Here is a 13,224-nt window from a genome sequence, read left to right on the forward strand (position 1 = left end):
ATGTACAGGATGGGTATTTACTGTTGTTTCAACATATTAATTGTCTGAATCAGGATATCCAGGATGTAAGGATGTACAGGATGGGTATTTACTGTTGTTTCAACATATTAATTGTCTGAATCAGGATATCCAGGATGTAAGGATGTACAGGATGGGTATTTACTGTTGTTTCAACATATTAATTGTCTGAATCAGGATATCCAGGATGTAAGGATGTACAGGATGGGTATTTACTGTTGTTTCAACATATTAATTGTCTGAATCAGGATATCCAGGATTTAAGGATGTACAGGATGGGTATTTACTGTTGTTTCAACATATTAATTGTCTGAATCAGGATATCCAGGATTTAAGGATGTACAGGATGGGTATTTACTGTTGTTTCAACATATTAATTGTCTGAATCAGGATATCCAGGATTTAAGGATGTACAGGATGGGTATTTACTGTTGTTTCAACATATTAATTGTCTGAATCAGGATATCCAGGATGCAAGGATGTACAGGATGGGTATTTACTGTTATTTTAACATATTAATTGTCTGAATCAGGATATCCAGGATGTAAGGATGTACAGGATGGGTATTTACTGTTATTTTAACCTATTAATTGTCTGAATCAGGATATCCAGGATGTAAGGATGTACAGGATGGGTATTTACTGTTGTTTCAACATATTAATTGTCTGAATCAGGATATCCAGGATTTAAGGATGTACAGGATGGGTATTTACTGTTGTTTCAACATATTAATTGTCTGAATCAGGATATCCAGGATTTAAGGATGTACAGGATGGGTATTTACTGTTGTTTCAACATATTAATTATCTGAATCAGGATATCCAGGATTTAAGGATGTACAGGATGGGTATTTACTGTTATTTTAACCTATTAATTGTCTGAATCAGGATGTCCAGGATTTAAGGATGTACAGGATGGGTATTTACTGTTGTTTCAACATATTAATTGTCTGAATCAGGATGTCCAGGATTTAAGGATGTACAGGATTTTTATTAACTCAATATTGTCAAAATTATCCTTAACTACCTCTTGACAAATTTCTGAATTTAGCCTATCATTAAATTATAGTGGGAATCTGTGTCGCCATATATAGTCATGTTATTAACAGGCTCATAGAAAAACAGATATCAAACATTCCCAAAAACTCATCAACCCAACCATTATCAAACATCCTGTTAATCCTTAAATCCTGGACATCCTGATTCAGACAAAATATTATTGTTGTCATCCAGAGCCTCCCGTGAGCATTCCCCAGCAGAGCCAGGGAACGAGGGAAAATCTCACAATCACATCCTGTTAATCCTCAAATCCTGGACATCCTGATTCAGACAAAATATTATTGTTGTCATCCAGAGCCTCCCGTGGGCATTCCCCAGCAGAGCCAGGGAACCAGGGAAAATCTCACAATCACATCCTGTTAATCCTTAAATCCTGGATATCCTGATTCAGACAAAATATTATTGTTGTCATCCAGAGCCTCCCGTGAGCATTCCCCAGCAGAGCCAGGGAACCAGGGAAAATCTCACAATCACATCCTGTTAATCCTTAAATCCTGGACATCCTGATTCAGACAAAATATTATTGTTGTCATCCAGAGCCTCCCGTGAGCATTCCCCAGCAGAGCCAGGGAACCAGGGAAAATCTCACAATCACATCCTGTTAATCCTTAAATCCTGGACATCCTGATTCAGACAAAATATTATTGTTGTCATGCAGAGCCTCCCGTGAGCATTCCCCAGCAGAGCCAAGGAACCAGGGAAAATCCCACAATCACATCCTGTTAATCCTTAAATCCTGGACATCCTGATATGGCTACGCCACGCTTCGCTATCAGACAAAATTTTAATTAATTACATCATCAACAGTCATCCATCAATTTGTAAATTTTTCGGATTGTTGAGAATAAAATGATTATCTTCTTTCACTAAATCACCTATACAGTGAATTTGCAACCGTTCTTGATAAGCTTTAATAGCTAAGATATAATCCTGATTAGTTAAAACTGTTTTAATTTCTTGTAATTTCTCAAACACTGCACCTAATAATGTAATTTCTCCTCTCAGCTTATCAATTTCTGGAGTGGCGATTTGCATGACAACACCTTGAACAGTAAAGTTAGGATAATTGGTGATAAATTCGCTTAAAATATCAAATTGATCTCTATTTTCTACTATCTCTAATGTTTTCAAAATATCGCTAATTCTTTCAGCATAATCTCCTAAATTATGTTGGAGAGGTAACAAAATTTCATATCCATCTGCGGTGTCTTTTTTTAATCGCCAAATTGCCCCAGCATCATTATAAATTCTTCCTGTTTCTTGCCATCCTGTAGCTTGCAAGTGTATCTGGATAATATCAGGTTGAACTGTTTTGAGTATTTGACTATCTTTGATAGTAACTTTCATGGCAAATCTCTGATCGCCCTAATATATGTGATGCTAAATTGTTCCTTTTGTTGATTAATATCCATTAAATTAGAAATCTAAAATCAAATTAAAACACTCCTAACAATACCCTAAAAATTCTTTTGTCAGAATCAGGATATCCAGGATTTAAGGATGTACAGGATGGGTATTTACTGTTATTTTAACATATTAATTGTCTGAATCAGGATATCCAGGATTTAAAGATGTACAGGATGGGTATTTACTGTTATTTTAACATATTAATTGTCTGAATCAGGATGTCCAGGATGTAAGGATGTACAGGATTTTCATTATCTCAATATTGTCAAGATTATCCTTAACTACCCCTTGACAAATTTCTGAATTTAGCCTATCATTAAATTATAGTGGGAATCTGTGTCGCCATATATAGTCAGGTTATTAACAAGATCATAGAAAAACAGATATCAAACATTCCCAAAAACTCATCAACCCAACCATTATCAAACATCCTGTTAATCCTCAAATTCTGGACATCCTGATTCTGACAAAATATTATTGTTGTCATGCAGAGCCTCCCGTGGGCATTCCCCAGCAGAGCCAGGGAACGAGGGAAAATCTCACAATCACATCCTGTTAATCCTTAAATCCTGGACATCCTGATTCAGACAAAATATTATTGTTGTCATGCAGAGCCTCCCGTGAGCATTCCCCAGCAGAGCCAGGGAACGAGGGAAAATCTCACAATCACATCCTGTTAATCCTTAAATCCTGGACATCCTGATTCTGACAAAATATTATTGTTGTCATGCAGAGCCTCCTGTGGGCATTCCCCAGCAGAGCCAGGGAACGAGGGAAAATCTCACAATCACATCCTGTTAATCCTTAAATCCTGGACATCCTGATTCAGACAAAATCACAATTAACATCACCAAAGAAACTCCCTACAACCTTTTTAATAAACCCATTATTTTTTCATAAAGAGCAGTATTCCCTTGAGCCATGAACAATTGCGCTGCTCGTTGCAGGTCTTCTCTGGCTTTTTGTTTGTCACCAAGTTGATAATAAACAATTCCCCGACCGGCGTAGGCTTGGGCATAGTTAGGATTAATCTTGATAGCTTGGTTGAAATCATCTATTGCACCTTGCTTATCTCCTAATTTATAACGGACAATTCCCCGGTTGGTGTAGGCTTGGGCATAGTTAGGATTAATCTTGATAGCTTGGTTGTAATCATCTATTGCTCCTTGCTTATCTCCTAATTCATTACGGACAACTCCCCGGTTGTTGTAGGCTAGGGCATAGTTAGGATTAATCTTGATAGCTTGGTTGTAATCATTTATTGCTCCTTGCTTATCTCCTAATTCATTACGGACACTTCCCCGGTTGTAGTAGGCATCGGCATAGTTAGGATTAATCTTGATAGCTTGGTTGTAATCATCTATTGCTCCTGGCTTATCTCCTAATTCATCACGGACAATTCCCCGGTTGACGTAAAATGCTGCACGGGGACTGAGTTCAATGGCTTTATTTATCGCTGCTGCTGCTTCTCTATATCTTTTTAAATCTATTAAAACTACCGACTTCTGATTATACAAATTAGGATTATTAGGCTGGAGTTGAATGGCTTTATCTATGGCTGCTAAGGCTTTATCCAGTTGGTTTGATTCTTTATAAACTGCACTTAGCAACAACCAAGCAGGAACAAAATCAGGTTGAGATTGCACCGATTGCTGTAATGCAGGTAATGCAGTTATAGCCTCTGGATATTCTCCACTCCTAGCTAACGCCAAACCCTTGCCATAATAAGCTAGGTGAATAAACTTTGGTTTTTGCTTAATTGCTGCGTCAAAAGCCTGTATTGCTTCTGGATAACGACGTAACCGCCACAGTTGATTTCCTCTTTCTAACCATTGACTGGCGGTAGTATTGCCTTGGGAAACATCTACTGATAAAATCGCTGTTTTAATAGACCTAACTTTCTGTTGATTTAGTTCTGGTGTTGGGGTGGTTTCTACCTTTTGTGCTTGGGTATTCAGTCGGGTAGCTAATGCCAAAAATGTACTCACCGGAATACCCAAACTATTACCTAATTGGATAGTTTCTTGACTACTACTATTATTATCAATAGCAGCTTGTCCCTCAGTTCTGCCATGAATACCAATTACCCGCCCTTGAGAGTCTAATACAGGTCCCCCACTCATGCCCCCAAAGGTGATACTACTATAAACTAATTCATATCCTCCTGTTAAAGAAACTGCTGCTTGGGCTGTACCAGAACTGTTATTGTTAAAGTCTGATTGGGTAGTTTGTAATAACCCTCTTTCCTGACTATAAATCTGTCCCAATGTGAACCGCCAAGGTGATTTTTCTCCTAACCTGGGATAACCAGCAGTGAACATATATTCATAATCTTTGGTGGGATAATTGGCTAAAGTTGCAACTTGATAATTTTCCCGACTGGTGAATTTAACTACTGCTAAATCTACCCCTTCTTCTAATTTAATGGTGCTTGGTTCTACGGGATATTGTTTACCATCTACTGTGAGGATTTTATAGGTATTTGGCTCACATTTTCCCGGTTTATCTGGTGGTTTACAAACTACATGAGCCGCAGTTAAAACGGTGTAAATATCTCCTTCCTTAGCGATAATAATTCCTGAACCATTAGCACCGCTACTGCTATCAATTCTGACGGTAATTTGTTTAGCTTTTGCTTCTAATTCTCCTAACCACCCTGTTAATGGTACTTCTGCTATTTGCTGTTTAATATCTGGTAGAGGTAAATTATAAGCGGTAAGAACTTCTGGTCTTACCTGAGCTAAAACGGTTTTAATGGGTATTCCCCAACTGAGTTTTCTAAATTCTTGAATTTCTGTATTTGTGGGGCGTTTTCCGTTGGTATAAGTATAAGCAGAATTGGACAAAGGATAGGAACTAATGCCATTAATTCCTATTAAATTTCCTGTATTACTAATAATTGCACCGCCACTCATTCCCGGTTGAATATCGCTGGTATAGCCAATTTCATAACCATCTTTTAAACTGGGTTGAGAAATTATTTGTTGTATTTTTCCTGTTGTTAATACTAATTTATCTTCAGATACAGCATAGCCTGCGGACATAACTGGTGTTTCTAAGTTAATATCAAAAGAGGCGATTCTGTCAGCAATTTCTGATGGTAAACAATATTTTTGATTAGATGTAAATTCTACTATAGCTAAATCGAATTTATCAAAGTTAGTATCAGGTAAAATTTTACCTGCATATTTTTGACCATCGGCTGTGATAATATTGATATTATTAATTCTTCTGACAACGTGGGAATTAGTAACTACTAAATAAGAATTATCTTTTCTAGCGAAAATTGTCCCGGAAGCGCCTCTTTCTTTGTCTCTGACTCTAACTGTAATTTGTTTAGCAATGGTTTGTAATTGTGGGTCTGAATAAATACCGTTTTCTGGGTCTGCTGGTTGTAATTTGCACCTTTGCGATGTCTGTGTAAGTAGTTTTGTCGTCTTGGTTTGGGTTTCTGTTGCTGACACTGGATAAGGTAGCAGCAGTAAGCAGGAGATCATGGCGATTTGACGTTTCATGATTAGTTAAATAGTGTTTTTATTAGTAGTGATTTACCCCCCTTAATCCCCCCTTTACAAGCTACGGTGTACACACAAGTCTTCTAGAGTTGCCCCACAACGTTTAGATCCCCCCAACCCCCCTTAAAAAGGGGGGCTAAATTCTTCAAAGTCCCCCTTTTTAAGGGGGATTTAGGGGGATCGGATCACGTTTAGCATCCTGTCTAGAGATGTGTGTGTACACCGTAGCCTTAAAAAGGGGGGCTAAATTCTTCAAAGTCCCCCTTTTTAAGGGGGATTTAGGGGGATCGGATCACGTTTAGCATCCTGTCTAGAGATGTGTGTACACCGTAGCCTTTACAAGGGGGGCTAAATTCTTCAAAGTCCCCCTTTTTAAGGGGGATTTAGGGGGATCGGATCACGTTTAGCATCCTGTCTAGAGATGTGTGTACACCGTAGCCTTTACAAGGGGGGCTAAATTCTTCAAAGTCCCCCTTTTTAAGGGGGATTTAGGGGGATCGGATCACGTTTAGCATCCTGTCTAGAGATGTGTGTACACCGTAGCCTTTACAAGGGGGGCTAAATTCTTCAAAGTCCCCCTTTTTAAGGGGGATTTAGGGGGATCGGATCACGTTTAGCATCCTGTCTAGAGATGTGTGTACACCGTAGCCTTTACAAGGGGGGCTAAATTCTTCAAAGTCCCCCTTTTTAAGGGGGATTTAGGGGGATCGGATCACGTTTAGCATCCTGTCTAGAGATGTGTATACACCGTAGCCTTTATAAGGGGGGCTAAATTCTTCAAAGTCCCCCTTTTTAAGGGGGATTTAGGGGGAGCGGATCACGTTTAGCATCCTGTCTAGAGATGTGTGTACACCGTAGCCTTAAAAAGGGGGGCTAAATTCTTCAAAGTCCCCCTTTTTAAGGGGGATTTAGGGGGATCGGATCACGTTTAGCATCCTGTCTAGAGATGTGTGTACACCGTAGCCTTAAAAAGGGGGGCTAAATTCTTCAAAGTCCCCCTTTTTAAGGGAGATTTAGGGGGATCGGATCACGTTTAGCATCCTGTCTAGAGATGTGTGTACACCGTAGCCTTTACAAGGGGAGGGTTAGGGTGGGGTATTTTGTTATTTAGAGATTTTTTTGAGATATTCACCCAGATTCAAGTAAGTATTTTCACCTGAATTTTGCCAAGTTAGGTCTGAAGTTCTACCTTCTCTGATGTCATTAAGTTCGGCTAAAACTGTAGTGGGATTTACACCTGGCCTGACACTAAATAAAATATTGTTTTTATTGCATTCACCAGGTTTAGCCGCACAGATAACTCCCAAACCATTCAACTTACCGGTAGTTAAATAATCTAATCGGCCTTGTTGGTGAAATTGCTGGAATTTTTTACTTACTTGTTCACAGCGTTTTTTAGGAGTCCATTCGCTACTGGGAAAAGAGTCAGATTTCCAAGCAATAATGGGTACATAAGGCTCAGGTTTTTTGTCGGGAACGAAGGCCATGGTAGTGGGAACTCTTTCCGTATTACTTTTGTAAGAAATTGAACGACAAGCAAAACTAACTTCTTGCTTGGGAATCTCTTGACTCAAACCAGGGTTAACACTCAGGGTAACTGTCAATGCGGTGAATGCTAAGACACTAGTTAATGCTGGTAGTTGCATAATGCTTGACCTTTGATTACTGAATTTTGGTGATTATGGTAGTATTTAACTAGATTTATGTTATCTAAACTTTATACTTGGCGTAAGAATATGCACGCCCATAACTGATTATATACTAATTCTTATCAAAGATTAAGGCGTTTACCCAGAAGTTAACTTTATGATACAATCCTGTTTAATAGGTGAAGTGAACAGACTTATATAAATACCTGTTTTTGGTTAATGGATTAACTCTGTAACTATATCATGTACTATTTTATCTATCATGTACTATTGTACCAGACCCCACTGCCCTAGTCCCGAAAACCGTTTTCCCGACTCTCCAGATTCTAATACTACCTCAGAAATATTCTGTCAAGCTTGTGGAATGCCCCTAATATTAAAGGGGAGAAAAGGACATTATCAAACTATTAAACCTCTGGGAAAAGGAGGATTTGGTGCTACTTTTCAAGCTATTGATTTAGATTCTGTGAATCAGCGTCAATGTGTGATCAAACGATTGAATATTAATGACAACCCGGAAATTGCTGACAAAATTGTTGAAGCAATCAAAGCAGCTTTTGATCGAGAAGCTCAGGTTTTAGAATTTTTAGGTGACAATAACGGGAATATTCCCACATTATATGATTATTTTTCCCTGACCGCTCCCGCTTTTGGTCAACAAAAAGAACTTGAGTTTAAATATTCAGTACAACAATATATCCAAGGTGAAGATCTGTCTCAAGAACTCAGAAGAAAAGTTCGTTTTTCCGAAACAGATATTTTAGATTTTTTAAAGCAAATTTTACCGATTATACAATTTATTCATGATCAAAATTCTATCCATCGAGATATTAAACCCAGTAATATTGTTAGAGAAACAGCAACACAAAAACTATTTTTAATTGATTTTGGGGCGGTTAAACAAGTTGTTTCTGGTGAAACAAATATAAAAAAATCTGTACCTATTTTTACAAAAGTGTACGCTTCTCCTGAACAAAGACCTGAAGAAGGAAGAATAGGAGAAATTTATCCGTCTAGTGATTTATATAGTTTAGCTGTTACTTGTCTGGAGTTACTCACAGGTACAACTCCTGTTGATTACCTTGACAATAATTACCGAAATTGGCGACAACAAGCTAGTATAATTACTAGCCCTTCTCTAGCTAATATTTTAGATAAAATGCTCAAGATTAACCCTAGACACCGGTTTCAATCAGCAGCAGAAGTTATGACGGCTGTAAATGAATCTCAAATAACCACACAACCAGATCATTCAGTCAATAATAATAATACAAAGCCCATCAATAAACCAGCTCACAATTTAAAATTTTTACTCATAAAATCGGCTTTTTTAATAACTTTAATAACTATTGGTGTGATGGGTATTAATATTTATTTGCAACCATCAATTAAAGTAGTAGAATATGCAAAAGCTGGGGTTAAATTTAAATATCCTAAAAATTGGCAAGAAACACCAGCAATAGATAAAATAACGCGAATTATCCCGAAAAATACGATTTCATCTTCTCTAACTCCAGAATTTTTTATCACTATAGATGAGTTATTCCAGTCGGAGTCTTTGGAAGATTATACTAAGTTTTCTATCGGACAAATTGAAGCATTAGGACAAAATGCGAAAATTATCAAATCTGGACGAATACAACTTGGTGAAACACAAGGTCATCAAGTAGTTTATGAGAGCAGAGATAATATCCACAAGGTAAATTTCCAAGAAATGCAAGTATGGATTGTTAATGGTAAAAAAGCCTATATTCTCACCTATCGCGCTGAAGATAAATCCTATCCAGAGTTTGCGAAAACTGTGGAAGACACCATAATTAAATCCTTTAGACTGGAAAAATCCACATCTGAAAAATCCACAAATCCAATCTGGTAATTAAGAGGATGTTTGAAAAGTATCAGAATTAATCGAGATTCCTCAAAGTCCCCCTTTTCAAGGGGGATTTAGGGGGATCAGATCCCACAGGAAAAAGTTTTCAAATAACCTCTTACTTAAACTCCAAATTCAAGGGTGTAAATGACAATTTGAGTATTAGACATCTGGTGAAAATTAAATATGCGTGACTTACAACCCTTGTAGAGACGTTCCATGGGTAGGGATTCTCGGCTCTACATTCTTTTCTGGAGATGTCTATTGGGAATTGGGGTAATTTACGTTCTGGACAGAACCCCCAATCTCAAAACAAAAACAACCCCCAAATTTGGAGGTTGTGAATTTTTATTTTTAAAACAAAACTGATTATTTTATAGACATAATACAAACAGATGCCAGAAAAGCAGCGATAATATAAAATACAGCCACTACTTGTAACTCTGACCAACCAGTTAATTCTAAATGATGATGTAAAGGAGCCATTTTAAATAAGCGCTTACCTTTGCCATCTGGTCCTTTTGTAGCTTTATAATAACCAACTTGTGCCATAACAGAGAGAGTTTCTACAAAGAAAATCCCACTCAGAATAAATAGTGCTACTAAGGTATTTGTTAGCAGTGCAACAGCAGCTAAAGCGCCACCTAGAGCTAAAGAACCTGTGTCACCCATAAAAACACTAGCGGGGTTGCGATTATAGGCTAAAAACCCTAAGCAACTACCACTGACAGCCGCACAGAAAACCATCAAGTCGGGAGAAGTTGGCGCAATAATCACACCTAATGCGAAAATAGCGATCGCTACTGTTCCCGCAGCTAAACCATCAACACCATCTGTTAAATTAGTAGCATTGCTCTGGGCAACTAGAACAAAACCCGCGACAGGCCAAAACAACATTCCTAAAGGTAAGGATAAACCCCACCAAGGTAAATAGATATTAGTTATACTAAAATCACCTTTAAACATCAACCAGCCACAAAATACAGCCCCAAAGATAACTTGCAAAGCTAACTTCATTTTTGGAGAAATTCCTTTGTTAGACTTACGACGCAAAATTTGCCAGTCGTCTATCCAGCCAATGAAACCGTAGCTGAGTGTTAAAGCAGAAACCGCTAGGACATTTTCCGAAAAATCGGATAATATGCCAGCAATTATCACCGCTACAGGGATAAAAAACACACCCCCCATAGTTGGTGTCCCCGCCTTTTTTAGATGTGCCTGGGGTCCATCCTCCCGGATAATCTGCCCCGTTTTCAGTGCTTGTAACAGAGGAATTACCCACTGTCCCAGAACTGTTACACCAACAGCAGACAATAAAAGAGGTAGGGTAAGGGAATTAGTATACCAGGGAGTCCTATTTCCCATCCAATCGAAAATCAAGGCTGTCGTACTGAGTAACAGAGCCAGCAAGGAGGCCAACCCAATTCCCGAAAAATTCACACTTTGATTAGGAGATAATTTAGCGTCCACAAAAAAAAGTCCCTTCACTCCACACTTAAAAAAAACCTAAATAAAACAATAAAAGCTGTTTTCCTTTCCTAGCTCCTAAAATACAGTGTACTAATACACTGCATCCTAAATAAACTAACCATTCCAAATTTGACAACCAGCTGATTATGTATTCTTTTTGACTTCCGCTCCAGGTTACTAGTACAGTAGGGAGTAAATAAAACAACCATTCTCAATCGCCAAAAAGCTTACGCCATATTACTTTTGACTTTTGACTTTTGACTTTTGACTTTTGACTTTCGCCTTGCGGTGCTAGTCTTCGTCAGGACCTGCATCATCATCATCATAATCAATATCACTAATTCCGTCGTCTGCGCCCAGAAAATCGGATATTACTTCTACATCTTCCCGCGAGTCTGTTTCGTGGATATCACGGGCTATGAGTCGGCCACCCAGCCGCAACCAATCTAGCATGGAAGACTCTTGTTTTAAGGGAATAACCGATGCTCGTTGGTTTCGGGGGGCTTCACGGAGAGGAGAATCTAACATATCAGCAATCACACAATAGGGTTTATATAACTAGACATTAAGAGTCTATCATTTGATACGAGTTAATTTATTCCTTCATACAACTCTTTAATTGCTTAATCCGAATCAAAGAAAATTTTCATAAGAATACCCGGTAAGTGGGAAACTCAGACACTTCAGTGCTGAGAGGGAAACGACTCGTGCGGTTTTAACCGCCTTGAATATTTTTTCATTACCGCCTTGGAGTTGGGAAATTCGGGGTACTTTTGTGGTGTACTTTCAACGGGACAATTACCGATTCAAATTTTCCAACTCTGTACGCATAATGTTTTGCTCACTCATAGCCTCCCATTTCTGGGGTAATGTTAGCTTCGTCAATGTTTTAAGAGCTTGTTAGGCTTGCAACACTGTTTCAGTGACTTTGAAACTGTTTAATCACAAGCGACAGGGCAGGGAACTAGCTTCGGATTCCAGGGTGTCGTGACTCAAAAAACGTAGTCAGTTAAGACTTAGACTGGTCAGTACAGCTTGCAATTTCTTACAAGCTCAGTCCCTTTAGGGCTGAGTTACTGACTTAATTAGGGAACGGTAGCCAAAAAGGCATTATTCATGAATTGTATGCTCGTAGACAAACAACATTAATATTTTATTAATGATGTTTCATCATGCAAACTCTACCAGGTACAGGGCAATGATAGGCAAATCAACTCTCATAGATTTAATTGTTGGCACAAATCGCGGTTTGTTAGCAAATCAGCAACAACAACAAGCTATCTTAGCAGCGATCGCTAACTTAGAAGATTTTAATCCTACACCCAATCCATTAGCAGCTAGTAATTTACTAGAAGGCAACTGGCGACTACTATACACCACAAGCAAAGCTTTATTAAAGATAGATCGTTTCCCCTTTTGTAAACTTGGTCAAATTTACCAATGTATTCGGGTAGAAAGCAACAGTATCTACAATATAGCTGAGATTTACGGGATTCCTTCCCTAGAAGGATTAGTCAGCGTTGCTGCTAAATTTGAACCAGTATCGGGGCGGCGTGTCCAAGTAAAATTCCAACGTTCTATTATTGGTTTACAAAGGCTTATTGGCTATACAACACCAGAAAACTTGATCCAACAAATTGAATTAGGCAAAAAATTTACAGCTTTTGATTTTCTCATTCAAAGTGAACAACAACAAGGTTGGCTAGATATTACTTATATAGATGATGATCTCCGTATTGCCAGGGGGAACGAAGGTAGTGTTTTTGTATTAAGTAAGACATAAGCCATGATGCAAAAAGTATTTGGGAATGAACATACTCTGTTATGGGTACTTTGTCAAGGGGGAATTAGGAAGATTAACAACTGATTAACCATCAAAACCCACCAATTTGACAAATAACTTAACAAAACCACAAGCAAACACATTCAGGCTGTAAAGTAAGAACAATCAGCCCTACATTAAGGCATTTATATTTTAAAAGGGAAGATCCATCATGGTTCAAAAAGGTTCTAAAGTACGTGTTCTCCGCCCTGAGTCCTACTGGTTTCAGGATCTTGGTACAGTGGTTTCTGTTGAAAAAAGTGCCATCAAATACCCTGTAATTGTCCGGTTTGACAAAGTTAACTACTCCAACCTCACTACTGCCAACTATGCTGTAGATGAGTTAATCGAAGTAGAAGCACCTAAAGCGAAACCAGCAGCAAAACCAGCAGCAGCAGCAAAATAAACAGTCAAG

At 38.3% G+C, this 13,224-nt stretch carries 8 protein-coding genes; 3 read left to right on the forward strand and 5 right to left on the reverse strand.

The genetic code is table 11. The features are described from left to right. Positions 1-1,883: 1,883 nt before the first annotated feature. The 3 genes from EZY12_01795 to EZY12_01805 form a co-directional block, all read right to left on the reverse strand. The gene (locus EZY12_01795; GenBank protein ID QSX68468.1) at positions 1,884-2,423 is read right to left on the reverse strand and encodes a hypothetical protein; all 540 of its coding nucleotides are present in this window, start codon (positions 2,421-2,423) and stop codon (positions 1,884-1,886) included. A 923-nt stretch (positions 2,424-3,346) separates the two neighbouring features. Then, a complete protein-coding gene (locus EZY12_01800) occupies positions 3,347-5,998 on the reverse strand; it encodes a serine protease (protein ID QSX68469.1) in 2,652 nt (883 codons plus the stop codon). A gap of 1,103 nt (positions 5,999-7,101) precedes the next feature. Continuing rightward, positions 7,102-7,644, reverse strand: coding sequence for a COP23 domain-containing protein (locus EZY12_01805; GenBank protein QSX68470.1), 543 nt, complete (start codon positions 7,642-7,644; stop codon positions 7,102-7,104). 367 nt (positions 7,645-8,011) lie between these two features. On the opposite strand from EZY12_01805, the gene EZY12_01810 reads away from it, so the two are divergent. Further along, complete coding sequence (locus EZY12_01810) at positions 8,012-9,523, forward strand: serine/threonine protein kinase (GenBank protein QSX70474.1); 1,512 nt, start codon at positions 8,012-8,014, stop codon at positions 9,521-9,523. A 363-nt stretch (positions 9,524-9,886) separates the two neighbouring features. On the opposite strand, the gene EZY12_01815 is transcribed toward EZY12_01810, so the two are convergent. Together EZY12_01815 and EZY12_01820 are read right to left on the reverse strand one after the other, a co-directional pair. Next, the gene (locus EZY12_01815) at positions 9,887-10,987 is read right to left on the reverse strand and encodes a phospho-N-acetylmuramoyl-pentapeptide-transferase (protein ID QSX68471.1); all 1,101 of its coding nucleotides are present in this window, start codon (positions 10,985-10,987) and stop codon (positions 9,887-9,889) included. 291 nt (positions 10,988-11,278) lie between these two features. Then, positions 11,279-11,515, reverse strand: a complete 237-nt coding sequence (locus tag EZY12_01820) for a DUF3134 domain-containing protein (GenBank protein QSX68472.1) — start codon at positions 11,513-11,515, stop codon at positions 11,279-11,281. A 670-nt stretch (positions 11,516-12,185) separates the two neighbouring features. Here EZY12_01820 and EZY12_01825 point away from each other — a divergent pair. Together EZY12_01825 and EZY12_01830 are read left to right on the forward strand one after the other, a co-directional pair. Beyond that, positions 12,186-12,770, forward strand: a complete 585-nt coding sequence (locus tag EZY12_01825) for a PAP/fibrillin family protein (GenBank protein QSX68473.1) — start codon at positions 12,186-12,188, stop codon at positions 12,768-12,770. A 211-nt stretch (positions 12,771-12,981) separates the two neighbouring features. Further along, the gene (locus tag EZY12_01830) at positions 12,982-13,215 is read left to right on the forward strand and encodes a photosystem I reaction center subunit IV (GenBank protein ID QSX68474.1); all 234 of its coding nucleotides are present in this window, start codon (positions 12,982-12,984) and stop codon (positions 13,213-13,215) included. Positions 13,216-13,224: the final 9 nt, after the last annotated feature.

The sequence above is a fragment of the Dolichospermum sp. DET69 genome (assembly GCA_017355425.1).
Lineage (GTDB): Bacteria > Cyanobacteriota > Cyanobacteriia > Cyanobacteriales > Nostocaceae > Dolichospermum.

Bases quoted from the DNA above. Each gene is read 5' to 3' on its own strand.
- EZY12_01795 (QSX68468.1), bottom strand. From the start codon at position 2,423: ATGAAAGTTACTATCAAAGATAGTCAAATACTCAAAACAGTTCAACCT.
- EZY12_01805 (QSX68470.1), bottom strand. From the start codon at position 7,644: ATGCAACTACCAGCATTAACTAGTGTCTTAGCATTCACCGCATTGACA.
- EZY12_01830 (QSX68474.1), top strand. From the start codon at position 12,982: ATGGTTCAAAAAGGTTCTAAAGTACGTGTTCTCCGCCCTGAGTCCTAC.
- EZY12_01810 (QSX70474.1), top strand. From the start codon at position 8,012: ATGCCCCTAATATTAAAGGGGAGAAAAGGACATTATCAAACTATTAAA.
- EZY12_01800 (QSX68469.1), bottom strand. From the start codon at position 5,998: ATGAAACGTCAAATCGCCATGATCTCCTGCTTACTGCTGCTACCTTAT.
- EZY12_01825 (QSX68473.1), top strand. From the start codon at position 12,186: ATGATAGGCAAATCAACTCTCATAGATTTAATTGTTGGCACAAATCGC.
- EZY12_01820 (QSX68472.1), bottom strand. From the start codon at position 11,515: ATGTTAGATTCTCCTCTCCGTGAAGCCCCCCGAAACCAACGAGCATCG.